The sequence below is a fragment of the Sinomicrobium endophyticum genome (assembly GCF_052983315.1).
The window spans coordinates 49,122-74,078 of record NZ_JBRKIS010000069.1; the positions used below are offsets into that span (position 1 = coordinate 49,122).

At 40.3% G+C, this 24,957-nt stretch carries 20 protein-coding genes; 16 read left to right on the plus strand and 4 right to left on the minus strand.

From position 1 onward, the window contains the following. The 4 genes from ACVBDU_RS23390 to ACVBDU_RS23405 form a co-directional block, all read right to left on the minus strand. A complete protein-coding gene (locus tag ACVBDU_RS23390; RefSeq protein WP_447182089.1) occupies positions 1-2,238 on the minus strand; it encodes a type II secretion system protein GspD in 2,238 nt (745 codons plus the stop codon). 6 nt (positions 2,239-2,244) lie between these two features. Continuing rightward, on the minus strand, positions 2,245-3,657 hold the full coding sequence (locus tag ACVBDU_RS23395) for a GspE/PulE family protein (protein WP_447182090.1): 1,413 nt from the start codon (positions 3,655-3,657) through the stop codon (positions 2,245-2,247). Positions 3,658-3,661: 4 nt separating this feature from the next. Continuing rightward, the gene (locus ACVBDU_RS23400; protein ID WP_447182091.1) at positions 3,662-4,204 is read right to left on the minus strand and encodes a hypothetical protein; all 543 of its coding nucleotides are present in this window, start codon (positions 4,202-4,204) and stop codon (positions 3,662-3,664) included. Positions 4,205-4,350: 146 nt separating this feature from the next. Beyond that, positions 4,351-4,764 carry a type IV pilin-like G/H family protein gene (locus ACVBDU_RS23405; protein ID WP_447182092.1) on the minus strand — a complete coding sequence of 138 codons (414 nt, stop codon included), beginning with the start codon at positions 4,762-4,764 and terminating at the stop codon, positions 4,351-4,353. Between the two features lie 857 nt (positions 4,765-5,621). On the opposite strand from ACVBDU_RS23405, the gene ACVBDU_RS23410 reads away from it, so the two are divergent. From ACVBDU_RS23410 to ACVBDU_RS23485, 16 genes are all read left to right on the plus strand, one after another. Continuing rightward, on the plus strand, positions 5,622-6,335 hold the full coding sequence (locus ACVBDU_RS23410; protein WP_447182093.1) for a hypothetical protein: 714 nt from the start codon (positions 5,622-5,624) through the stop codon (positions 6,333-6,335). Positions 6,336-6,338: 3 nt separating this feature from the next. Further along, on the plus strand, positions 6,339-7,190 hold the full coding sequence (locus tag ACVBDU_RS23415) for a hypothetical protein (RefSeq protein ID WP_447182094.1): 852 nt from the start codon (positions 6,339-6,341) through the stop codon (positions 7,188-7,190). A gap of 10 nt (positions 7,191-7,200) precedes the next feature. Next, complete coding sequence (locus tag ACVBDU_RS23420; RefSeq protein ID WP_447182095.1) at positions 7,201-8,106, plus strand: tail fiber protein; 906 nt, start codon at positions 7,201-7,203, stop codon at positions 8,104-8,106. Further along, entirely contained in the window at positions 8,103-9,014 is a 912-nt protein-coding gene (locus tag ACVBDU_RS23425) for a hypothetical protein (RefSeq protein ID WP_447182096.1), read from the plus strand. The genes ACVBDU_RS23420 and ACVBDU_RS23425 overlap by 4 nt, the downstream gene beginning before the upstream one ends. 1 nt (position 9,015) lies before the next feature. Beyond that, positions 9,016-9,741, plus strand: coding sequence for a hypothetical protein (locus ACVBDU_RS23430; protein WP_447182097.1), 726 nt, complete (start codon positions 9,016-9,018; stop codon positions 9,739-9,741). A gap of 194 nt (positions 9,742-9,935) precedes the next feature. Further along, the gene (locus ACVBDU_RS23435) at positions 9,936-13,724 is read left to right on the plus strand and encodes an RHS repeat domain-containing protein (RefSeq protein ID WP_447182098.1); all 3,789 of its coding nucleotides are present in this window, start codon (positions 9,936-9,938) and stop codon (positions 13,722-13,724) included. 26 nt (positions 13,725-13,750) lie between these two features. Further along, complete coding sequence (locus tag ACVBDU_RS23440) at positions 13,751-17,656, plus strand: DUF6443 domain-containing protein (RefSeq protein WP_447182099.1); 3,906 nt, start codon at positions 13,751-13,753, stop codon at positions 17,654-17,656. Further along, the gene (locus ACVBDU_RS23445; RefSeq protein ID WP_447182100.1) at positions 17,656-18,135 is read left to right on the plus strand and encodes a hypothetical protein; all 480 of its coding nucleotides are present in this window, start codon (positions 17,656-17,658) and stop codon (positions 18,133-18,135) included. Before ACVBDU_RS23440 ends, ACVBDU_RS23445 begins: the two co-directional genes overlap by 1 nt. 218 nt (positions 18,136-18,353) lie before the next feature. After that, positions 18,354-18,488 (plus strand): hypothetical protein, encoded by a 135-nt coding sequence (locus tag ACVBDU_RS23450; RefSeq protein ID WP_447182101.1) that lies wholly within the window; start codon positions 18,354-18,356, stop codon positions 18,486-18,488. A 21-nt stretch (positions 18,489-18,509) separates the two neighbouring features. Beyond that, positions 18,510-18,767, plus strand: coding sequence for a DUF7660 family protein (locus ACVBDU_RS23455; RefSeq protein ID WP_447182102.1), 258 nt, complete (start codon positions 18,510-18,512; stop codon positions 18,765-18,767). 367 nt (positions 18,768-19,134) lie between these two features. Then, entirely contained in the window at positions 19,135-19,509 is a 375-nt protein-coding gene (locus ACVBDU_RS23460) for a hypothetical protein (RefSeq protein WP_447182103.1), read from the plus strand. A 14-nt stretch (positions 19,510-19,523) separates the two neighbouring features. Next, positions 19,524-20,306 (plus strand): hypothetical protein, encoded by a 783-nt coding sequence (locus ACVBDU_RS23465; protein ID WP_447182104.1) that lies wholly within the window; start codon positions 19,524-19,526, stop codon positions 20,304-20,306. 1,261 nt (positions 20,307-21,567) lie between these two features. Continuing rightward, positions 21,568-21,819 (plus strand): hypothetical protein, encoded by a 252-nt coding sequence (locus tag ACVBDU_RS23470; protein ID WP_447182105.1) that lies wholly within the window; start codon positions 21,568-21,570, stop codon positions 21,817-21,819. A gap of 907 nt (positions 21,820-22,726) precedes the next feature. Then, positions 22,727-23,449: a hypothetical protein gene (locus ACVBDU_RS23475; RefSeq protein ID WP_447182106.1), complete on the plus strand. Its 723-nt coding sequence runs from the start codon at positions 22,727-22,729 to the stop codon at positions 23,447-23,449. Positions 23,450-23,452: 3 nt separating this feature from the next. Next, positions 23,453-24,436, plus strand: coding sequence for a hypothetical protein (locus ACVBDU_RS23480; RefSeq protein ID WP_447182107.1), 984 nt, complete (start codon positions 23,453-23,455; stop codon positions 24,434-24,436). A 4-nt stretch (positions 24,437-24,440) separates the two neighbouring features. After that, on the plus strand, positions 24,441-24,911 hold the full coding sequence (locus ACVBDU_RS23485; protein WP_447182108.1) for a hypothetical protein: 471 nt from the start codon (positions 24,441-24,443) through the stop codon (positions 24,909-24,911). Positions 24,912-24,957: the final 46 nt, after the last annotated feature.

Below are 24,957 nucleotides of genomic sequence, written 5' to 3' on the forward strand. Positions count from 1 at the left end.
TTAATAGATAACCGTAGGTTTGATCAGTACCGTAAGCTTCTTTTTGGAATCTTCCCGTTTTCTGCTGCTGAACAACCATTTTAAAATGGGGATCCTCGATAGCAGCGGTACACCGCTCCCGGAATCGTTCTTCATTTTTTCCTCCAGTCCGCCGAGCACTACCAGGTCCTGGTCCTGTACACGGATAATGGAGCTGAATTCCCGCGAGGTAAGCCCGGGAGGGGCGTCTTCCTCGATCCGCTCTCCACTGAAATCGGACTGTATGACGTTGATATCCAGGGTAATTTGTCCGTCTCCCGAAACCAGGGGTTTGATGCTTACGGCCAGTTCCGCGTCTATAGGCATGTAGTTGCGTATTTCGGAAGACTGCGGTATCTGCGACCCGTAATAATTCTGGTTGGTGACAACATAGTAGGTCGTTTCCCCGATGGAGAGGTGCGCCCTGTGGCCGTTGAGGGTGGATAACTTAGGTGTAGACCGGATCTTTACATTGCCGTTGGCTTCCATGGCTTTGATAGTAGCAAAAAACTCGGGGACCACTTTACCTACGTTCAGCGAACCGAACCCGTCAAATCCGCCGATGACCCTGTTTACGGTTTCGGCACCCAGGGTGAGATCGGTATTGGGAAAAATACCTCCTTTGGTCTTTGTAGGCTTGTCGCCTATACCCCAGCTTATACCGGTTTCTACGGTGGCCGTACGGCTTACTTCAAGAAGCATGACTTCTATGAGGATTACCGGTACCGGTTTGTCCATCTGTTTGATAAACGATTTAAAGCGGTTGATATTGGCTGCCGGGCCGCTGACCAGGAAACTGTTCAGTTCGAAGTCTATTTTAATATCCAGGTCGGCAATGATCTCATCCGGAAGGATATTGACCAGGGCTTCGGCCTTGCTGTTATAAGAGCTGAAATTATCGGAATTGGAGGTATTCAGTGACGAAGTAGGGCGGTTGAGGTTGTTGCTGCCGTAGGTATTGCTGTTCCCATACATATTTTGCCCGCTGTTAAACCCGCCGCCGAGATAGTTGATGCCCCCGGGCACCGTTCTTCCGGAAGAACGTGTGGAGCCGCTGTTTCCGGACGGGTCGCCCAACAGTTCCACGGAGCGGTGCATGAGTTGTACGATCTCTACTTTACGTACACTAAGCTGGTTGGCCATGCCGAAAAAGTAGATATTACCTTCTTTCTTAAAAGTAAAATGATTACCCGGCGAAGCGCTTCCTTGTCGTCCGCCGTTAATATCATTAATATCGTTATTCCCCGGATTCCGGTTATTACTACGTGCAGCAAGGGGCTGGCCGCTTTCGAATATCTTTTCCAGTAACTCGTCAAAAGTTATGCTTTTGGCCTTGAATGTAACGTTACCCGCATTTTCCAGCGGCGTGGCCGTGTAAATATCCAGTTTAAGGTCATAGCCTATTTCGTTGATAATGTTGGCAACCGGTGTATTGTTGAAATCCACTTTTAGGGTCATGGTGGTGGTATCCAATACTTCGTAATAAAAATTAGCACCCCTGGGAGCCCGCATGGGCCTGTTTTGAGGCGGGATGTTTCCCCCCGGGTTTCCTTCCGGCCCGGCAGATAAATATGCCGCATCGAACAGGTAAAAACCGTCCCTCGATTTGCTGTAGATCAGGTTATTGGTAGCGGCAAGGTTTTCCATGGCCTTGTCAAATTCAACATCCTTCAGGTACATCCGTAAAGGGGTGTTTTCCAGTTCGGAACTGTACAGCAGGTTATGACCCGATATATCGATGATCCTGCGGAAAACCTTCCCCAGGGGATCATTGTCCAGGTCCATGGAAATAAGGTCGTCCGCAGGGTTGTATTGCACCCGTACCGGCTTCTCTTCCGGAATTTCCTCCGGGGGTGTATACTGATGTATGGAGAGAATGTTCCCCGTGAAATCGATATCCAGCTGGTACTCCTTGCACAGGAATACCAACAGGTCCGCTACGGTAACATCCGAAAAGTTATTGACTATAGTGATGTTTTGCAGTTCGGGCGATACGTTGATATTTACTTTGTGTACCCGGGATACGGCCATAAGAAAACCGGAAAGGGGGACATTGTTTACATTAATATCCGTTTTGAAACTCTCGGTAAGCCCCGGATTGTCCACGGAGAGGGATTCCAGGTGATTGCGGATGCTCTCTATGCGCCGGGAGTCATTGTCCTGGGCAAGGAGAGAGGTTGCAATACATAAAAACAGGTACAGCGTAATTTTTTTTATCATAAGCTATCAGTCCATCAGCAAGGCATATACTTCCTCGACGGACGTTATCCCGTCCCGTACCAGTTGTATGGCATTGCTTTTTAAGGTGTTAATATTATTCTCCCCGAGATAGGTATCTATTTCTAGTATGTTGTTTTTGATATGTTCTGCAAGACCGCCGGTTATGGGGATGATCTCGTAAATGGCTTTTCTGCCGCTGTAACCGGTATGGTAGCAGGCGTTACAGCCAACGGCCCGGTAATGGGTTTGCAGGGAAGCGGGTACGCGGAAATTTTCGGGGAAAATACTCTTTTCTACGGGGACTTCCTCTTTACAATGATCGCATAATTTCCGAACCAGCCGCTGGGCCACGCTGACATTGAGCGTACTTGCAATTAAAAACGGCGGTACTCCCATATCTACCAGGCGGGATACCGTTGCCCAGGCAGAATTGGTGTGAATGGTGGAAAGCACCAGGTGGCCGGTAAGAGCTGCCCGGATAGCCATATTGGCCGTTTTCACGTCCCTGATCTCACCTACCATGATCACATCCGGGTCCTGCCGTAAAAAAGTACGCATGGCCGAAGCGAAATCCAGGCCTATGTTCTCTTTGAGTTGTACCTGGTTAACCCCTTCGAGGGTGTATTCTATAGGATCTTCTATAGTGAGTATATTGGTCTTGGGATCATTGAGCAGTTTCAGCGTGGCATAGAGGGTTGTCGTTTTCCCGGAACCGGTGGGTCCGGATATGAGTATGATACCGTTAGGTTTGCGGATACTCTCTTTAAACATTTTCAATTCCCTTTCCGTAAAGCCCAACCCGCTTAAATTAAACCTGCTCGCGTCTTTACTCAGGATACGAAGTACTATTTTTTCACCGTGCAGGGTAGGCAGGGAGGAGACCCGGATGTCGAACTCGCCGGTATCGGAATTCACCGTAATACGCCCGTCCTGCGGCAATCTTTTTTCGCTGATATCCAGGTTGGCCCTTATTTTTATCTTATTGATGATCACCGGGTATTCTTCTATGGGAATATGGAATTGCTCTATAAGTTTTCCGTCCAGGCGATAGCGTACCCTGCACTTTTCTTCATAAGGTTCGAAATGAATATCGCTGCTACCTATTTCTTTGGCGGTAATGAGTATTTTCTCCAGGAAATCCGGTGTGTAGCGAAGGTTCTCCCCGGGGGTTTGTTCCGCCTTCCTGTAATTGGTGGCGAGGTACCTGTTTAGCTCTTCTTCGGTGTCGCCCTGCAGTTCTATCTTACTTCCGAGGATGATCTCCAGTTCCTCTTTCAGCCCGGGCATGGCCCGCCGGTCCGTTTTAAAGGTAATATGTCCGTTTTGCCTGCCTATGGGAACAATGCGGTAATGGAAGGCCTGCTCCGCACTGATAAGCTGTTGTAAACCGGTTTCTATATGATATGAGGTCAGTTCCATAGGTCTAGGTCAAATATAGGGAAGGGAAATCAGAAAAGAGGGAATATATAAAAACTACTATAAAAAAAAGCGCCATATATCCCGCCAGGGGAACGGTCTGTTGCGGCTCACCGGGATTCTTTCCGGAAATATGTTCTCCGGTTTTTACCGGGACCGGTTTAAAAAGGTTTCGCGGAACCGGAAAGATATGCAGCAGCAGGGAAAACACTATGGAAAAAGTAAACAATACGACAAAGGTTACGGGAGGAAAGCCGAGGGCGATGGCCACAAAAAAGAACAAATCGCCGGCGCCGAAACTGCCGTTTATAAAAGCGGACCGGAGTTTAAAACGGGAATAGAGATACAGTATACCCGATATTATACTTATGAACCCGAGGTTTATACCGATGGAAATCCAGAACACATACCTGTCCGCCCGGAAAAAATGCAAACCGGCAAACAGGAGAATGGCCAGGATAAACAAGGGAAGCGATACCATTCGAGACCTGTAATCCTGGTAAAAAATAATTCCCAGTACTGCTATAAGGCATATTTTTACGAAAAGCATGATACTAAGCTTTTGGCAGATCAAATCTGTATTTGAAATTATAGTTTTATTGACCTGTTGCTTCAAAGCCGAAAAAGGGGGGAAGTAGCGACTTTTATACCACAGGATTTTGTATTCTTATATTATTTATCTGTCAGGTGTTACAACTAATCTTTTACCGTTTGTTTAGGCACCCCGTTTTCATCGATTTCCCAGACATTAAACACGCCGTTGCCATTAAAGTCTGTTACCGCTTCCGCCCTGGCTTTGAAAGAGGAGTTGGAAGCTTCGATAATTTCATATTTATAATTGGCCGTACCGTTATCATTAACCGTTTTCGGCGGCTCGAAATCCAGTTCGTTAAAATCCGCAGAGAATTTGGAATACATGTACCTGTAGGTATTCTGCGCATTGTATATGGCCTTGAGCTGGGTCTGGGCTTCCACACTTTTGGCCTTGGTGATCAGGGGCATGAGGTTGGGCAGCGCTATAAGCAATAAAATACCTATAATGGCCAGGACAATCAACATTTCCTGGAGGTTGAAAGCGGGAATCTTTTTGGTCAGCCTGGATGTATACATAACAATACAAAGTGTTTGGGGATAAAAATACTAAAATTTAAATAGTAGCAACAGGAAAGGATATAAAAAGTAAAAAATAGTTCCGTTCATTTATAAATGCGGACTTCCGTAAAGAGCAACGGGACGATAGCTATGGGGATAATACAAGAGATACGGAACATGTATTATTGTTTTTTTGTATGCCATATTTTACCGGGATAACCTGTGTTTTGATGTGGTATTTTTTATGTTTAATGTATTTATTTATAGTATTTTATGTTTTATTATGATGTAGTTGAATTGTAAAGTTATCAAACCCTTGATTTATAAATCGGGGGAATAAGTTGTTGTGTTTTTTTATTTTTTATATTATTATTGTATGGTATAAAATCTTGATAAAGATATAATTTTTGCCTATGATTGATGTGTAATCGTTGGTGACATAAATAAAAAGATAAAATATATTATATGATGTGAAATTACCTCTTTTCTTTCCCCGAAGAACAATAACCTGCTTGGTAAAATAATCAGATTACTTTCCCCTCCCCTCAGGGATTTTTAACAGACAACGAATCCGGAATACCGGATTGCGTACAGGACATTTGCGCTCTGATTGTGGCGTAATATCCATGAGCTATACTGTTTGTAGTAATACATACAGATATTAAACCGTATAACTACCTTAAACAGGTCCCGGGAAGACAATACATAAAATATTTAGTGCATGACAATCTTGTTTTTCAGTCGATTATAGGGAGAATCCGTTTGACTCTTTCCTCTTTTTACCAAAGAAATAGAGGAAAATTTATGCAGATGAAATTTTATTATGTACTAAGACTAATTATATACCATCAATAATCTTCAATATAATATCACATATGAAAAAAACGCTACTTATTCTTTTCGCCTCTCCCTTATTTTCTATCGCGCAGAGCAATACGTTCCCGGCATCGGGGAATGTAGGCATTGGGGTTTCCTCTCCTTCGGAAAAACTTGAAGTTCGGGGCAATATAAAATTTATCCGGGGCACTGGAGGGAGTAATTTTATCGGTATTCACCAAGATGCTTCCGGGAACTACATTACCAGTGATGATCCCGGGACGAATCATAAAAACATGATCATACAAGTATCTCCTACAGCACCCGGAAAGACGGACAGGCATTTGTATTTCCGTACCGGAAAAAATTCTGAAGGAAATTTTCTGACAAGGATGATAGTGAGGGGAAATGGCAATGTAGGTATAGGAACCGTAACACCGGATTCCGAACTTTCCGTAAACGGGGTAATCCACAGTAAAGAAGTAAAAGTGGACCTGAACGGCTGGAGCGATTTTGTATTTGATAAAGAATATGAGCTCCCTACTTTGGAAGAGGTAGAACAGCACATTGAAGAAAAGGGCCATTTAAAAGATATTCCCAGTGCGGCGGAAGTGGTAAAAAACGGTATCCTGCTAGGAGAGATGAATGCCAGGTTGTTGCAGAAGATAGAGGAGTTGACCTTATACACGATTCATTTACAAAAACAGGTAAAGGTATTAATCAAGCAAAATGAAAGACAACAACAGGAAATAGATGAATTCAAAAAACAATAAGTGATGAAAAGATATATACTTACCTTTTGCTTAATTCCAATAACCGTTTTGCTTGCCGAAGCACAGACTGTAGATGTGCAATATTTGAATCCAAAATTTGGAATAGGAGATCCGCATAAATATCTTCGATTCGGAACTTCAACAGAATACTATGCTGGTTTTATGTGGAATAATACCAGTGATATATACGGAAACGGCAATGATTTTACCATTTTTACCTATGGTAACCGAGACATAAATATCCGAACCGGAACGGGAAATTTTGTTGTATTTCCAACGGCAGGAGGAAATATGGGAATAGGGACGACTTCACCCAATGAAAAATTACATGTACAGGGGAGAATGTATATGGGGAAGCACTCTTCGGGAGCCGGAGCTTGGTATGAAACCTCTATGGGCTCTAATTGGTTTGCAGGGCTTAGCAGCAATAATGAATGGCGAATATACAAAGATGGAAACAGATTTCTTATTAACTCTAACGGTAATGTTGGTATAGGGACATCTAATCCCGGAAGTTGGAAACTTGCCGTAAACGGTAACATCCGTGCTAAGGAAATTAAAGTAGAAACCGGCTGGAGCGATTTTGTCTTTGAAGAAGGGTACAATCTGCCGACTTTAGAAGAAGTAGAACAGCATATCAAGGAAAAAGGGCATTTAAAGGATGTTCCCAGTGCCAGAGAAGTGGAAGAGAACGGGGTCTTCCTGGGGGAAATGGATGCCAGGTTATTACAGAAGATTGAGGAACTGACTTTATATATCCTGGAACAGAACAAACAAATAAAAAAGTTGGAAGAAGAAAACGGCAGGATTAAAGTATTGGAAGACAAAATGGACACATTACTAAACAGACTATAGATATAAAACATTGAGGAAAAACAAAAAAGGAACCAGGAAGAAAATACAATTACTCTTTTTTATCGGTAGTGCACTGTGCTTTGGAATGGAAGCACATGCACAGCAATATACCGGGATCTTTAAGACGGTAACCGGAAATACGGACTATCACCACTTAACAAGGGATAATGCCAACGGGGCGGCAGTGTATATAAACCAGGTGGGGAGCGGTCCCGTTTTACGGTTGTCCAGCGGAACGGCTACAGCCAACCAGAATGTGAACTTTACCGTGGAAAACAATGGAAATGTGGGAATAGGGGCTACTTCGCCGACAGCAAAACTGGAAATACAAAGATCCGGAACCATTGGTGCGAAATGGGTGCCGGAAAAAAGCTATCTCACCATCACTGACGGAAACAGTTCTATGATAGTAGACCCAAATGAAATATATAGTTCGGGGGTATTGCATATAGGTTCGGCTAACGGGGATATAGTGAAATTCAGAACTGTCAGCGATACCGGAGTAGAGGATAAAATGGTTGTAAAAGGTAGTGGCAATGTAGGTATAGGAACCACGACTCCGGATGCCAAACTTACCGTTAAAGGAAAAATCCATACTCAAGAAGTTAAAGTAGACCTGGCGGGAGCCGTGGCCCCGGATTATGTATTTAAAGAAGAGTACCATTTACGTTCCCTGGAAGAAGTACAGGCCCATATTAAAGAAAAGGGGCATTTGCCGGGAATACCTTCGGCAAAGGAAATGGAGGAAGAGGGAATTAATCTCAAGGAGATGAATTTAAAACTGTTGGAGAAGGTAGAGGAACTGACACTGTATACCATTAAACTACAGGAAGAGATCAAAGTATTGCAACAGGAGATAAGACAAACAGACTATTGGAAGAATACAAATACCGCTATAAAAACTAACAGGAGATGAAAAAACTATATCTGCTTTTTGTATTTCTGGGATCAGGATATTTAGGCATATCCCAGAATCAATATCCTACGGCAAAGGGTTCCAATATATTACTGGACGGAGGAGGAGTGAATATGATAAAACCCGTGGCCACCGGGGGCTGGGCCAGGGGGATCAATTACTTTAGAGAACTTGGAGGTCCCCGTTTTGGGGGGATAGGAATGCTTGGCAGTGGCGAAGAATCCCGGAAAATATATATCGCCTACGGCCAAACCCCCTGGAATGGGGATGGAATTTTTCTATTGTCCAACGGCAATGTAGGTGTAGGAACTGCCGAACCAACGGCTAAGTTTCATGTAGATGGGCTGATCAGAACAACCGGATCCGTTCAGGCTATTAACCCGGAAAATTCCGGGCTCAATATGTCTGTGGGCTGGTCTAACGGCGTTGCCAGGGTTCGTATGGGAGGTAGTGGTATTGCCGCTTCCGGAGGTTTTGATATCCAGACTGCCGGAGATAAAAGCCTGATGCGCTTACTGCACAACGGCAATGTGGGCATAGGGACCATTACACCCGATGCCAGGTTGGCGGTAAACGGGATAATACACGGCAAAGAGGTCAAAGTTGACCTTAACGGCTGGAGCGACTTTGTCTTTGAAGAGAATTATGTCCTACCGACTTTAGAAGAAGTAGAACAACACATTAAAGAAAAAGGGCATTTAAAGGACATTCCCAGTACTAAGGAAGTAGAGAAAAATGGAATATTCCTGGGGGAGATGGATGCTAAATTGTTGCAGAAGATTGAAGAACTGACTTTGTATGCTATTCAGCAGCAAAAAAGAATGGATATACAACAAAAACAAATAGAAACGATCCTGGAAGAAAACCAACAGCTCCGTAAAGAAATCGATGCACTTAAAAAGCCGTAATATGAGAAATATATTCAAAAAAATATCAGAATATGTTCCCTCCCCCCGGGAGAGGGCCAGGGTGGGGGTATTATTCCTTTTACTCCCTTTTACTTTTTATGCCCAGACCAACACATTTCCCGCTTCGGGGAATGCAGGGATAGGAACAACGAACCCGCAGGGAGGATTACATATAAAGGATGAGAACGGACTGTTGATTGAAACATCAGGCTTCCCTGCCAGAATTCGTATGACGGATGGTTTTACCAATACTAATACAAAGGATGATCTTCTGTTTGAATCTGACGGGGCTTTTTTGTTTAAGCTGGATCAAAATGGTAACGGAATAAGCAATATTCCCGGCTTCGGAATTTTTGACAAGGATAATAAGATCATATTCTTTGCCAGGGATAATGGTAATGTAGGTATAGGCACGGTTACTCCGGATGCCAAATTCACCGTAAAAGGCAATATCCATACCCGGGAGGTCAAAGTAGACCTGGCAGGAGCCGTGGCCCCGGATTATGTATTTAAAGAAGAGTACCATTTACGTTCCCTGGAAGAAGTACAGGCCCATATTAAAGAAAAGGGGCATTTGCCGGGAATACCTTCGGCAAAAGAAATGGAGGAAGAGGGGATTAATCTCAAGGAGATGAATTTGAGGTTGCTGGAGAAGGTGGAGGAGTTGACGTTGTATGTGATAGAGTTAAAAGAAGAAATAAATTACTTGAAAGGAAAAGTAAAATGAAAGAATGTATTGCTTTAATCCTTATTAATGCGAGTCAAGAGCTGAATTTTTATTTTAATTAAAAATCAGGGGGTTCTGGTTTTTTTGAACTAAAACGAAGTCGATTTTATCTCTTATAAATCATTGATAATCAATAGTTTTTTTCAACCCTTGATTCGTATAAATCACGAACAAATTACTCATAAACAAATAATATGGAAACTAAATTAGTAAGTCAAAATATTTTTCTGTTGGCATTGTTTATTTTTTTTGAAATTGGTAATGCTCAAAACTATGAAAGTCAAAAATTTGTGCCAATAAGTCCGGAGGCGGCAGCGTTATCTAAAATGGTAAACTATCCGATAAACTACAATACAGGAATTCCTAATATTAATATCTCTTTTCATGAGATTTCAGTTGGGAACTTAAAACTGCCCATTGTATTGAATTATCATGCAGGAGGATTTAAAATTAATGAGAAGGCGACTAGGGTTGGTTTGGGGTGGTCTTTAAGTTGTGATCTACAAATCACAAGGTCGATTAACGGAAAGGATGACTTAGATCCACAGGGAGGGTATATTAATAATAATCTTGTAAAATCGCATAAAACAGATGGTTCCAATGCGTATCCTTTTTATAGTAGTTTAACGAATTATGACAATGCATATGATTTGGCTATAGGAGAAAAGGACGCCATGCCAGATAAGTTTAATTATAAACTCTTAAATAAGTCTGGATCCTTTTATTTTCAAAAAAATAATAGTGGAAACAATTATACTATTGTTCCTGTTCCTTATGACAATATAAAAATAACATGGAATGAGTCCAGTAGTACATTTACAATTGTAGATACCGATGGAACTGTTTACTCTTTTGGAGTACCGGGTGCGGTTTATTATAATGATTTGACCCATAGTCTGGATAATTTGGAAGCTGTTAAAAGGGAATATACAAATAATGCAGTAACATCTTGGAAGTGCGATAAAATTGTAAGTACGAACAATACAGATGTTATTGAGTTTAAGTATACGAGTAAATTAGCAGATGATATTATTGGTTATAATGATAAAGTGGAGTTTTTTAACAACACCTTCCCATGTTCTACCGGTAAACCTGTTTATGGATCGAACGAGTATCCTTTGAATTCTACTTCTGATTATAATGCTGGAAGTAACATGGTTGCAAATATTCCTTTTTATCAAATATCTTCGCCAAAATATATCAAATACTTTTGGAATAAAACAGAGCTACATGTACCTTATATAGATAATCAAGGGGTTGTCGATGAGATTTTTAGTTCTAATACGCCTTTAAGCAAATCAAGAAGTACAGTGTATGGACTTTCTTTATCGGAAATTATATTTAGAGGGGGGAAAGTTACTTTTAGTGGATCTGATCAATTGAATTTTATTAGAGTTTTAAATGATAAAAACATAGAAGTAAAATCATTAAGCTTATTTCAAAGTAAGAAAACCACTTATATAGATGGCACACCTACCGATGGGACACGATATCTGGATTCTTTGCACGTTAAGAATGGTATTGATGCTTTTCAAAGGTATAGCCTTTTATATACTTCAAAGTTTGATTATGGAAACCATTTAAAAGGGCATGATGCTTGGGGATATCTCAATCATAAAACCAGAGTGGTTAACCGGTATGTTAATGATTATTTAAGTATTCCAGAAAAAACAATTATTCAGAATAAGTTTTATAACCCTGATGAATCTTGCGCTGTCATTACACCGAACGTTGAAATTGAGATCGGAGGGCATGACAATTGGGCAGAAATGCCTAATGAAAATAATATAAAACAAGGTCTTTTAAAGCAAATAATATACCCAACAGGCGGGGTTGTAGATTTTGATTTTGAATCAAATAAATATCAAGAACATTTTTCTAGTAATAAATCAACGACATATAGCCAAAAACTTCCACAAATCGGAGGAGGGCTCCGCATCCGTAGTATAAATTATTTGGATGAAGAATCAAATTTTATAAAACAAAAGTATTATCGTTATGGGGACCTTGAAGAAGGTACCGGAATTTTAATGACCCATCCGGAACAGACAAGTAAGGTTAATTCCTATTATTTTGGTGTAGAGAGTTATGAGCAAAAAATATATTATTTAGAGGCGTGGAATGGACAATCCTCTTGTTCTGATCCAAACTGTCTTGACGAACTAGCAATAGAAACTAAAACGACATATCAGCCTTCATCTGCATTGAATTATACTTACCCTAATGGAGCGCCTATTTACTATACCAAAGTTACGGAATATCAACAAGATTTAGGAGACCAGACAGGTAAAACAGTTTATAGTTTTTATGATCCTACTTATTTTGAACCATTTCAAAATGACAGGAACCTTATTCCCAATACTAATATTCCTTACCTGAAAACTGATTGGTTTATGGGAGTACAAAAATCAATAGAATCTTATAAATACGATTCCGAAGATGGATATAGTCCCGTTAATAAAAAATCCTTTGAGTATACGAGGTATAACTTACAAAATCAATTAAAAGTAGCTTATGTTTTCCCAAAAAGTACATTCAAAATAGTTGGGGGAAATAGTACGGTTAGTCAAAGAGAATTATATAGCCACTATTACTATGATATTATTTCAGGGCAATATGGTATACCAATAGGAAAGTTACTATTGTCGAAGGAAACCGATACTATTTTTGAAGATACAGGAGTAATTACAATTGTTAAAGATTATCAGTACAATAAATTACCTTATTTGAACCCTACAAGTATAACCACTACAAATTCAAAAGACGAACCAATAAAAACTAATTATAAATACGCCTATGATTTTGATGGGGTTTATGACCAGATGGAAAATGCTAATATGGTAACCCAATTAGTTGAAGAAACCAGTATCAATACATCGAAAAACAGAGAGTTGTCTTGGAGAAAAATACACTATGAATATATAAATGAGGGTTCGGGATTTTTTGCTCCTAAAACAATACAAAGTTCTTTTAAAGGACAGTCATTGACAACTGATTTAATATATAATAAATATGATCTGTATGGCAATGTGCTGGAAATCATTGATAAAGTAGGTGCATCTACGTCCTATTTATGGGGGTATAAAGGGATGTATCCTGTGGCGGAACTTAAAAATGTACCGTATCAAAATATTTCTAGCTCGTTTACCTCCAATAATACTTTAGAAAACCCTTCAAGCGAAGCCTCCATTTTATCTGTTTTAGAGAGTTTAAGAAATACCTACAACAGCTCCAATCAAATGATAAATACTTACACTTACAAGAGGCAAGTCGGAGTTACAAGTATAACGGGACCAAACGGGGATGCTATGTATTATAAGTATGACCCAATTGGTAGATTGGTAAAACAAATTGATAACGATGGAAATATACTTAATACATATAAGTATCATACAGCTGATTATTTAGTAAACCAACCCCTGTTTTACTATAATTATCCAATAATGCGTACAATTAATAACGCTCATATTTGTAACGCAGATTTATCTTATAATAATATAGTGCCTGGAGGTACGTATGCCTATAGTTCAGATGTTATTGCAAATAACAATGCAGAATATTACCTAGATACTTTAGAGGATAGTTCGTCTGATTGTACTGGGGAAACTAATGGGGTGGTTTCTATTGAACTGTCATATGGCTACTTGGATTATTCAGGATATTATAATGAACCTGTATACAATACTCATCCAACAAAGGTGGAGTTAGATCTTATAAAAGATAATTCTATTGTAGCTACTCAAAAATTAACTCCTTATCATACGTACAACGATGTAGAAACCACTTCCAATTTACTTGTGAAAGAAGGGGAGTATCAATTAAGTTTTAGGATCAATGCTAACGTGAAATACGACTTGGGTTTTATTACAGATTTTTCAATAACTAACATTGAGATGGGTACAACTGAGTATATTAGTTCAGGTGATAGTTTTTATTTTGAGAATGGGAAACATTATAAAATTAATGTGGCCAACTTCAGATAAATTTTCAATATGCTAAAAATAATAAAATGAAAAAAATATTTATACTCTTGTTTTTATTGCCATTAACTATAATGTCGCAATCTGATGATAAAAACTATATAAAACAGACAGCCTATCAAGTAAAAACTACCGATGGAATTCATAAAGCGGGGACAACAACAGATTTACTACCCGATGACATAGTAGAAACAGTCAATTATTTTGATGGATTAGGCAGAGCTGTTCAGTCTGTTAATCAGAGAGCTGGAGGGCAGAATCAAGATGTTATTACTCATATTGAGTATGACGAATATGGAAGACAAATAAAAGAGTTTTTACCTTATGTTTCGTCTGCTAATGGAGGGATGTTTAGAACAGATGCTTTAAACAATACAAATAGTTTTTATAATACTTCAAAGTACGGAAATACATCAAACCCGTTTTCCGAAAAGGTATTTGAAACCTCTCCTGTCAATAGAATAATAGCACAAGCAGCACCAGGGAATGACTGGGAAAAAAAGACAGGTGGAAATAGTTGTTTTGATTCAAGTTCAAGTTATTATAACTCAACAGTATGTGTAGAATATAGAAATTCAGTTTATAATAATGTACCTTCAGGTTATGGAGGATGTTATGATCCAGATTATTGGGGTTATGATGAACCCGGATGTGTTGGTATAAGAGTGTCTTATCCTTTACCCCCTTCGCCCATAGAAAGTGATAATTATGGTCATACCATTCAGTTTGATAATCAGGTGAATTTAGGAAATGTGGTCCGCCGTTTTGAGGTCAATTTAAGTTTAGAGAATAATATATATATTCCCACGCTTACCGGAGGAAACATTTATTATAATGCAGAAACTCTTTATAAAACCATAATCAAAGATGAGAATTGGATAGGTGGCACTAACCATACGATCGAAGAGTTTAAGGACAAACAGGGGCATGTAGTACTAAAACGTACCTATGCCGATGTCTCGGGAGTGTCAACGCCGCATGATACTTACTATATATACGACGATTATGGAAACTTAACCTACGTGTTACCTCCTAACGCCATGGAGGTAATAGCCCCAGGCAATATACAGAGTTCCATCAATTCATCAGCCACGGTAGAAAACGGAAGTAGTCTTACGTTAACAGCTTCTAATTCTATTATTTTGTCAGATGGTTTTCATGCCCAATCAGGAAGTATTTTTACAGCTGCAATTGATAATACCCAATCGAAAATTTTAGATGAGCTCTGTTACCAATACATATATGATAGCAGAAACAGATTGGTAGAGAAGAAGTTGCCGGGAAAAGGTTGGGAGTATATTGTGTACAATATGCTGGACCGGCCTGTACTAACGCAGGATACCAAACTACAAGTCCAGAACAAATGGCTGTTTACCAAATACGATGTTTTTGGCAGGGTGGCCTATACAGGCACGCTAAACCATACGGGGAGCAGGACAGCCTTGCAAAACTCGGCCAATAACATTACCACATACGACCAATACGAGGTCAGGACACCTACGGCGAACACCTATGCGGGCACCCCGGTTTATTACAGCAATGAGGCGATCCCAAAGGGGCTTAATGATGAGATTCTTACGATCAACTACTATGACAACTACACTTTTGACCTTGCCGGGTTAACGGTACCCACTACGGTATTGGGACAAACCGTAGATACGCGGACCAAAACCCTGGCTACAGGGAGTAAGACAAGAGTATTGGGTACTAACCATTGGATCACCACGATCAGCGCCTATGATAAAAAAGGGAGGCTGATCTACACCGCTACCAAAAACCCTTACCTGAACACAACCGATATTGTAGAAAGCAAACTGGACTTTGCCGGGAAGGTATTGGAGACCAGAACCACCCATACCAAAGGAAGCAATGCTGCCATAGTTACGATAGACAAGTTCGAATACGACCATATGGGCAGGTTGCTTGTCCAAACCCAAAAAATAAACAACCAGTCGGAGGAGCTTATTGCAGAAAATGTGTATGATGAGTTGGGGCAGTTGGAGCAGAAAAAGGTAGGAAACACCCAAAGTAATCCCCTACAGACTACAGATTACAAGTATAATGTAAGAGGTTGGCTTACGGACATTAACGACGTGGACAATCCTGGAGACCGGCTGTTCAACTTCCAGATCAACTATAACATCAGCCGAAGCGGAACAGTCGCCCCATTGTTTAACGGTAACATAGCAGAAACGTATTGGAAAACGGCCAATGACAATACCATGCGGCGTTATGCTTATACCTATGATGCCTTGAACCGAATTACTTCCGGGAAGTTTAACGGCGGCGGGCAAACAGATCGTTATACGGTAAAGGATATTGCCTATGATAAGAACGGGAACATCATGAAGTTACAGCGAACCGGAGCTATTGTAGCAACCCCGGTACAAAGTAATGCTGCCAACTTCGGTCCAATGGATAACCTGACCTACGAGTATAATGCAGGTAACATAGGGAACAAATTACTCAAGGTAACGGATAGTGCCAACAAGACCTATGGATTTAAAGACGGGACCAATACCAATAACGATTATACCTATGATACCAACGGCAATTTGCTGACGGATGCCAACAAGGGAATCACCGGGGTTACTTATAACTATTTAAACTTGCCGACTCAGATCAGTTTCGGAAGCAATAAAATTGCTTATATTTACGATGCTTTGGGGATCAAATTGAAGAAGGAAGTTACCCAGGGAAGTTCTGTGACACGGACGGAGTATGCCGGGAATTACATTTATGAGAACGGTTCTTTGGCATTTTTTAGTCATCCGGAGGGATATGTAACTAAGGAGAACAATACCTATAAGTATGTGTACCAGTATAAAGATCACTTAGGTAACGCACGACTGTCCTATGCTAACATTGGAACAACAAGCTCCCCGCAACTGGAAATCATCGAGGAGAATAACTATTACCCATTCGGGCTTGAGCACAAAGGGTACAATAATGTCGTGAATGGACCGGAAAATAACTACAAAACATTCCAAGATCAAGAATTTACAGAAAACCTTGGTTTAAATATGCACGAATTTACTTTTAGGATGTATGACCCAGTGATTGGTAGATTTGCTGCAATTGACCCTATTGCTGATAGCTATCCTCATAACGGAACTTATAATTTCTCTGAAAATAGACCAATTGATGGAATTGAATTAGAAGGATTAGAATATGTTTCGCGCATCCATCTTATGGATGGAGATAAACATATCGCAACATTGGATATTAATTACTATCAAATGACAGAAGAACAAATTGAAGCGGCAGGAGGCACTTATCAAGGAGTGTATAATGCGGCTTCATATGGACCAGAGGGAAAAGGAGTAAAACATACATACTTTAATGTCGGTGAAACAGAGAACGAGTTGTATCAAAATGGCAATATAAGATGGGATTTTGGTGATGATAAAACTCGACACGGTTTATATTCTGGAGCGGGTTCAATAACAGATTATAGAGGTGGTGATAATTATGATTTTTCTTTCCAACCTATTGATTTAGCAGATGCAATAGCTAAAGAACACGATATAAACTATGCAAATGTTGCAGGGTCTAATTATAAAGGGTTTGCAGAAGATACAAGGACTTTAGGAGCAGATAACATAATGGTTAATAAAGTCAATGGTGTTTTAGGTTCTTCTGCACCATTAGCACGACAATTTGGCTTGGAAACCCCTTTTCGAGGTGGGTTTTCAGGAGAAATGTATAGTGCATTAGCCGGGCAAAGTGGGTTTATAGGAACTTTAGCGAATTATAAAGGATGGAAAACCAGTAGAATGCAAAGCTTAGGCTTAAGTCCTGACAAACCTCAGGATATGGCGAAAGTATCTATCTTAAAAACAGGAGATTTTTTACGTTATTCTGCTAATAGAGGTTTTGGAAGAGCAGCTATTATTAGAGCTGCGGAGAAAAGCCGCCTTAAAAATCAACAATAATGAAGAAGATATTATTTATATTGTTGCTAACTGTTTTATTTGGCAGTTGTAAGGACATAGAAATTACAAAAGAATATATTAAGAATGATTATTGGGACGATCATAATAATGCTATACAAATCAATAAAATGAAGGTAATAGATAGTACATTAAATGTTCTTGATCCTGATTTTGAAATAGAGCCAAATCATTCAAATATTGTTAATAAAATAGAAATGGACAGTTCTTTTTACGCTTCTTACGCAGGGTTGAATGCTTTTGCCTTAAATAAACCAAAGTTAAAAGGGAAAATTTATTTTAATAAAGATAATGGTTGGAAATGGTCATTCAATGGGCAAAAAAAAGAAATCATAGGTGAGTTGGAAAATGATACTTGGTACAAATTTTCAAGATTAACCAACGATGCTTATTATCTCTACGTTTATATTGACAGCACAGGAATAGCACATAAATATGGTGTTAATCTTGCAAATTATTAAAGAGAAGTAAAATCAAAGACCACTCTTCGGGGTGGTTTTTTTATGCAATAGATTTAAGTTTTACGTTTTTGATAAGGGCATCGAGGGTATAGAGAATATCCCGCTCTCCGAAGTGTCATATGCTATGCATTCTATGTTAAAAACCAAATAAAATATAATTAATTTTATGATGTAAATTTATATGTATCCACATATGGGGTTCCTTTATTGACAACAGGATGCTGAAAGCTTTCCAAGACGCTGGTGTAGATATAAAATATGAAAAAGTCGATTATAATAGTCTTTCAAAAGAAGATTTAGAAAAATTTACAACTACTAACGGAGGAACAAGTATTAGAGTAAGAGGACAGTAAAAAACAAAAAATATTATTATTATGGATGTTCACGAAATATCAGAAAAAATAGAAACAAAAAAGGACTTTGAAGAGTTTTTAAAGTTTTTAAAATTAGATTTTGAAACTAATAAGGCTGAATGGGAAAACGCTACTTTAAAAGATTTTTTAGAATCGTTACAAGCTTATACAGAAGATGTAGAGGGTTATTTTAATAATATGAATATACCTTTTGATGAAAAAAAGCCTACTTGGAAAATCTTCGCTCAACTGCTTTTAGGAGCCAAGGTTTATGAATAATGAAATTAAATTAGAGAAAGAGCCACAGCGAAAGTTGTGGTTTTTTTATTCGTAACCCACTCAACGAAGTGTTCCGGGCTCTGAATGTCTCTGACTCCCGCTCTTCGAAGTGTTGTATGCTTGCGAAGTTTGCAACTTCGCAGCCCACTGCACATCCATGACAGGCCAAATGCGTTGCGCTCCTCTCTGAGGGGCTTCCAAAACGGTGTTTCATAAGGTTGAACCACATTTTTGTAACTTGTTTAAAGCCTTTTGATTGACCAGGTCATTGCGGAAATAAATGAAGTAAGACTTGTGAGAAATTGGGATACACCTCAGAGAGGCGTTTTTCGTTTTTTTCTTTTTATCGAAGGTTTGAGCTGCGAAGTTGCAAACTTCGCAGAGCAGGTCTCCAGCATCATTCAATCCTAGGTTTCCAGTTGCAGGTGGTGGTATTTCTAGTTTTTCTGAAGCCTCTACATATGGGATTAAATCATATAAAGATCTTATACAGCTTGTCAAAGGTAAAGGATTACAGGCTCACCATTTAATTGAACAGAGATTTGCTAGTCTTCTTGGTCGTACACCTGGAAGTATGGAAGCTATTGCACTCACTAAAGTTGAGCATCAAGTTTTTACGAATGCTTGGAGAGCTAGAATTGGCTATAATGGGTCTAATGCCGCAGTAACCACTAGTACAGCAACTAGAGCACAAGTTGAAGGAGCTGCACGAGAAATTTATAAGAATTATCCTGAAATATAAAAAGCATTAGGTTTATGAAAATAATGTATCATTTAGCCCTAGATTGGACAGATGAAAGAATTAGAGTAATGAATTCGTTTAATCTCTATCCAAAAAAGGGGTTTACAGCAATTCAGATAGAAGAAGATAAATATCTAAAACTGAAATCCCATTTGAAAAAATGGGGAGATATAGGTGTTAGATACCCTGAATTTACAAATAAAGAGTTAAAAGAGTCTTTAGTTTCTGCAAAGATTAACGCTCATACACATGGATATCCAATGCCAGATATGGATTTTGGATATTTAGATTTAACTTATGATTTAAGTGATTATTGCGAAATCTGTGGAATAGGAAAAAAACAAAAAGATGCTTTTAGGTTAAAGAATATACCCAAAAAAGGTAAAAAAAAGCTTTTTAGCATTGGTTGGGTTTTTGATGAATATTTTGTTGAGAGAGAGCTTTATAATGAGGTGTTCAGGCCATTAGGCATTAAAAGTCGAGAAGTACTGAAATACACAGAAGATATTCCTTTTGAAGATACTGTACAATTAGTTTTAGAAGAAACAGAAGAACTATTAAATTTAGAAGACAACCCTATAGAGCGATGTGGTAAATGTGGTAGATGGAAGTATCAACCTATGCCTCAAGGCTTTTATCCCAAGTATAAAAATATTATTGCGCCAATGTTTAAGAGTAAAGATTATTTTGGCACAGGGACAGAAGCACGTAAAAGAATATTTGTGTCTCAAGAATTGAGAGAAATACTCATAGAAAAGAAAATCGATAGTCCAAAATGGTATACCCCAACCAAATAGAGTTATAAGAATTCTTAAACTACCTCCGCTCTACTAAGTGTAATCGGTTCTGCGAACGTCTCCGACCCGTTGGCCGAGGATTATGTTTATAACTCAACGTATGCCTTCCAGGAAAACAGACTCGGTATAGGAATTGTACTTGAAGGGTTAGAGGTAAGTAGGCATGAATGGTTAGACCCGTTCAACGAAGTGTCGCGTGCTCTGAATGTCTCCGACTTCGCAGCCCACCGCACATCTATGAGAGGTCAATCCGTTGTGTTCCTCTCTGAGGGCTTCCAAAATGGTGTTTCATAATATTGAACCATATTTTTGTAATTTGTTTAAAGCTTTTTCATTGACCAGGTCATTGCAGCAATAAATGAAGTAAGACTTGCGAGAAACTGGGATACACCTCAGAGAGGCGTTTTTCGTTTTTTTCATTTTATTGAAGGCTTAGGCAGCGAAGTTGCAAACTTGTGAGATATCCCTAATGTCCGCTAAAAATAAGTATACGTTCTTTGAACTCCTTGTACCCCATAGAGCTTACCACATTTTTTTATGACGTGGCGATCTGAATGGTATGAATGGCACCTTCCTTACTACTTCACCAGGTACGGACAGGTTTTTAAAGTTCTGCCTGTTTTCAAAAGACCGGGGTAGTCATTCTAAGCGTGTTTCTTTTCTATACACTCCTGTACCGGGGCCCACAGAAAAACGCTCCGTTTCTTTCCGTTTTTAAGCCCGGAAAACGGTCATTTAAGGGATTGCGTATACGCCGAACCGGACCCGGTATGCGGCTAACCTGTTTCCTTTAGCCGCTAACCGGGTTGCTTATGATATCCTACTTAACTACTTAAGCGGCTAACCGGGCTACGTTTACCGCTTAAGGGAACGGGTATGAAATCCTAAGGGATCCTGTTTGCCGCATACACAGTTCCTTTAACCGCTAAAGCAATTGCTTGTGAATTCCTGTGCAATTGCTTAAGCGGCTAACCAGTTTACGTTTGCCGCTTAAGGGGTTCAGTTGACCGCTTACCGGGTTGCTTGTGAAATCACACGCAATTGCTTTAGCCGCTAACCGGGTTACGTTGACCGCTTAAGGGAATGGGTACGAAATCGTAAGGGATCCTGTTTGCCGCATACGCAGTTCCGTTGACCGCTTACCGGGTTGCTTATGAAATCACACGCAACTGCTTAAGCGGCAAACCTGGTTACGTTTACGACTTAAGGGGATGGGTATGCGGCTAACCCAACCCGGTTCGGCGTATATGCAATCCCTTAAATGGCAAAAACCGGCCCCGGATCATCCGGCCGGGAATACGATATGCCGGTCCGGCGGCAAAGACAGGTGTACCTTTTCAGGGCGGCTGTCCATCCTGAATTTGCCTCAAGACTTGCGGTGATACCATCTGCCGAACGGTGCTATTACTGCCGGCACCTGGTTAGCAGAGATGCTTTTGGTTATAGCCCGGGGGTTTTACCGAACGCGGACAGCGAGGTCAGCGATATCCGGGCACACTTCCCTGCCGGATAAAACACCCGTAAAGAGCTGTTTCCGAATACAAATTACAATAATTTCAAAGAGCATGAATATACACAAGTGAAACCGACATGATGGAAACAATCTTTAAAGCACAGGCGGGAAATAGAGATTTTTGTTCTAAATTTTGGTTTTTTTGCTCCCGAATTATCGGGATGGAAAAAATTTAAACGAGTTCATTTATAAATGGAGGGTATAACTATGAACTCGTCTTGAGTTGTTGTATTTGAGCGAAAAGTCATGCTTTTGTTCACTAATGAAGTAATTTTGGAGAAGCATAGCAGCGCTACGGTTCGAGAGAATTACGAAATTAGGGGACAAAATGATGATTTTGTAGGTAATAGAACAACTCAAGACGAGTTCTATTTGTACAAAGCATTTTTTTACCTTATTATTGTGTGGTCAAAATTTATTTCGCAGGAATACGGAACTTCGCAAACTATATGATCTTTTATGATAGGAGAGGGTTCCTTTTTCCGGTATCGGGATAAATAATATAATCTTCCCCACCCCCCGGGATTACGATCGCATCGCCAGCCTGATACAGGAATTATGGTGAAAAATTGTTGTTGCCATTAAAATGCTTGCCGGAGTATTCCGGTATTTGATAAAAACCGGGGATATGATATCCGTATATAAATAACAACCAATGAAGAAATCTTTACTTTTTCTTATAATTACACCTGATTATTTTCAATATAGGTTCCGCAAGCGGAGATACCATTAAGTTCTGCACGGCCGGAGATACCGGTTATTGAAAAATTCCTATTTTTACCGGGGGAGTTCCGGACTTATTAAAAACCGTATTTATGAAATGCCCATGGCTAAATTTCCGGACGCCAACCGATATGATCATTAGGGCATTACATCTGACCTATGAAAAACAAATAAAAAAGAACAGATGAATAAAATATACTACTCTTTTTTACTTCTCGCATTATTTATAAGCTGCAAAAGTGTTTCTGTGAACAACCAGTTGCAGCGAACAACGGTGGAGCCTGTAGAACTGGGAACTATCGGTTTGCATGAAGATCACTACCCGTACGATCGCTTTTCCATTACCACGGTTCCTGCCCTGGACGGGAAGATCCGGGTGAAGGCGGTGAAGCATGTATTCAACAAAAGAAAATTCAATGCTTACGAAAAAGCTTCCCCGGAAAACAGGATGCAGTTGCAATATATAGATTCCCTGCCGGATAAGCCCGGGTATATATCATTGCAACTTATAGACAACGTAACCCATACGGAAATACTGAACCGGGATGCCGCCCTCCTGGATTATCTGAAGCCCCGGACCGATGCCTTTATGGTCACTTCCGTTGCGGCTGCACTGCACGGTACGCATATACAGGCGATCCACAATGCGGAAAGCGTTTTCCTGGTTTATGATACGGATATGAAAAAGTATTATCTGGAAATTAACAACAGGGATAAAACCACTTTAAAGATCCGGATGGAAGATATGGATATCTTTGCTTATGGCCTGTCTTTTTTCTGCTGGGGTGAGGATGCAAGACACCGTATAGAGATCAAAGATATTATAGAGGAGCATAACTCCTGCCCGGACGGAACGTATAAAAAGGCTTCCAAAGTAAAAAAAAAGGTCAACTATTTTAAGCTGTAGGCTATGGAAAGATTATGGAAAAACAGAAAGAAGAAGGTAACTATCCCCGGAATACTGCTGGTAACGGCGCTGGTCTTTACCACATGCGATGATATCGCGGAAGTGCCGGATATATCGGGTAAAGAAGTTGTTCTTATTGCTCCGGCCGATAGTGTCATAGTACAGGGAAACGCGGTGACATTTACCTGGCAGCCCCTGGAAGATGCGGAAGCTTATGTATTGCAGGTAGCCACGCCAAACTTTCCGAATGCCTCGCAGGTGGTGATAGACCATACGATAAAAAAAGATACCCTGGGAAATCCGCTGGCCACAACCTATGCGAAAGAAATGTTACCCAATACTTATGAATGGCGGGTAAAAGCGGTAAACAGCGGTTATGAGACCCCTTTTTCCACCAATAGGTTCGTGCTGACGGAAAGTGACGGTTTTTCCGGTAATACGGTTATTCTGAGTGCTCCCGAGGATGGTTTTGTGACGAACCAGGAAGAAGTAAGTCTATCCTGGAGCGCCATAGCGGAAGCTACCGGGTATCGTGTGCGGATACGAAATGAAGACGATAGTGTGGTACAGGAAGAAGAAGTTACCGAAACCGCGCTGGAAGTCACTTTTGAAGAGGGTAATTTCACCTGGCAGGTACGGGCGGAGAAAGATGCGGAGAGCACCCTGTACAGTTCCCGGGAAATACTGGTAGACCTTACGGCTCCCAATACGCCCGAACTCACATCGCCTGCAGATCAGAGCACGACCACAAATACCGAAATTACATTTACCTGGAGCAGGGGCAATATTGCAGGAAGTGCGGAGTATGACAAAATATTTATCTATAGTGACGAAAGCCTGCAAAACCTGGTTGAAGAGGAAGAAGTAAATAACAAAACGTATACCACCACATTGGACGAAGGGGTGTATTACTGGAATGTGAAAGGATTTGACAGGGCGGGTAACGAAGGGGGATCATCCGAAACTTTCAGCTTTACCATAAACTGAGGAAATGGGGAATAAACGCAATACCTATATATTGTTAATTGCTGTCCTGGCTATCTGGGGGATTATCGGGTACCGGGTACTGAAAACCCTGAACCCCGTGCAGGAAGAATCCGCCGTTATGGAAAAAGGAGTGTCCTTTCAGCCCGAAAAAATAAAAAAGCAGGAATCTTTTACTATTGCGGTCCGGGAACGCGATCCTTTTTTGGGGACCATAACAAGGCCCAAAAAGAAAACGGTAGCCAAATCGGCAGTACGCGAGGAAATGCCCCCGGAAATGGAGGTGCCTGTCTATTATTTCGGCGTGGTGAAGGATGGCAAATCCAGGGAAAAGATCTATTTTGTCCAGATTGACGGTATGCAGCAGTTAATGCGTATCCACGATGAAGTAAAAGGAGTAAAGCTATTAAAGGGCAGCGAACAGGAGATCACCGTTCTGTATAACGGAAAGCGTAAAGTTATTCCGATTAACGGGTAATCACCACACATAAGCCTCCCGGCTTTTAAAAGAACACTAAAAACAA

What these genes read in the sequence shown, in the direction of transcription:
- ACVBDU_RS23390 (WP_447182089.1), bottom strand. Translation starts at nt 2,238, where the DNA reads ATGATAAAAAAAATTACGCTGTACCTGTTTTTATGTATTGCAACCTCT.
- ACVBDU_RS23395 (WP_447182090.1), bottom strand. Translation starts at nt 3,657, where the DNA reads ATGGAACTGACCTCATATCATATAGAAACCGGTTTACAACAGCTTATC.
- ACVBDU_RS23400 (WP_447182091.1), bottom strand. Translation starts at nt 4,204, where the DNA reads ATGCTTTTCGTAAAAATATGCCTTATAGCAGTACTGGGAATTATTTTT.
- ACVBDU_RS23405 (WP_447182092.1), bottom strand. Translation starts at nt 4,764, where the DNA reads ATGTATACATCCAGGCTGACCAAAAAGATTCCCGCTTTCAACCTCCAG.
- ACVBDU_RS23410 (WP_447182093.1), top strand. Translation starts at nt 5,622, where the DNA reads ATGAAAAAAACGCTACTTATTCTTTTCGCCTCTCCCTTATTTTCTATC.
- ACVBDU_RS23415 (WP_447182094.1), top strand. Translation starts at nt 6,339, where the DNA reads ATGAAAAGATATATACTTACCTTTTGCTTAATTCCAATAACCGTTTTG.
- ACVBDU_RS23425 (WP_447182096.1), top strand. Translation starts at nt 8,103, where the DNA reads ATGAAAAAACTATATCTGCTTTTTGTATTTCTGGGATCAGGATATTTA.
- ACVBDU_RS23430 (WP_447182097.1), top strand. Translation starts at nt 9,016, where the DNA reads ATGAGAAATATATTCAAAAAAATATCAGAATATGTTCCCTCCCCCCGG.
- ACVBDU_RS23435 (WP_447182098.1), top strand. Translation starts at nt 9,936, where the DNA reads ATGGAAACTAAATTAGTAAGTCAAAATATTTTTCTGTTGGCATTGTTT.
- ACVBDU_RS23440 (WP_447182099.1), top strand. Translation starts at nt 13,751, where the DNA reads ATGAAAAAAATATTTATACTCTTGTTTTTATTGCCATTAACTATAATG.
- ACVBDU_RS23445 (WP_447182100.1), top strand. Translation starts at nt 17,656, where the DNA reads ATGAAGAAGATATTATTTATATTGTTGCTAACTGTTTTATTTGGCAGT.
- ACVBDU_RS23450 (WP_447182101.1), top strand. Translation starts at nt 18,354, where the DNA reads ATGCTGAAAGCTTTCCAAGACGCTGGTGTAGATATAAAATATGAAAAA.
- ACVBDU_RS23455 (WP_447182102.1), top strand. Translation starts at nt 18,510, where the DNA reads ATGGATGTTCACGAAATATCAGAAAAAATAGAAACAAAAAAGGACTTT.
- ACVBDU_RS23465 (WP_447182104.1), top strand. Translation starts at nt 19,524, where the DNA reads ATGAAAATAATGTATCATTTAGCCCTAGATTGGACAGATGAAAGAATT.
- ACVBDU_RS23470 (WP_447182105.1), top strand. Translation starts at nt 21,568, where the DNA reads ATGGCAAAAACCGGCCCCGGATCATCCGGCCGGGAATACGATATGCCG.
- ACVBDU_RS23475 (WP_447182106.1), top strand. Translation starts at nt 22,727, where the DNA reads ATGAATAAAATATACTACTCTTTTTTACTTCTCGCATTATTTATAAGC.
- ACVBDU_RS23480 (WP_447182107.1), top strand. Translation starts at nt 23,453, where the DNA reads ATGGAAAGATTATGGAAAAACAGAAAGAAGAAGGTAACTATCCCCGGA.
- ACVBDU_RS23485 (WP_447182108.1), top strand. Translation starts at nt 24,441, where the DNA reads ATGGGGAATAAACGCAATACCTATATATTGTTAATTGCTGTCCTGGCT.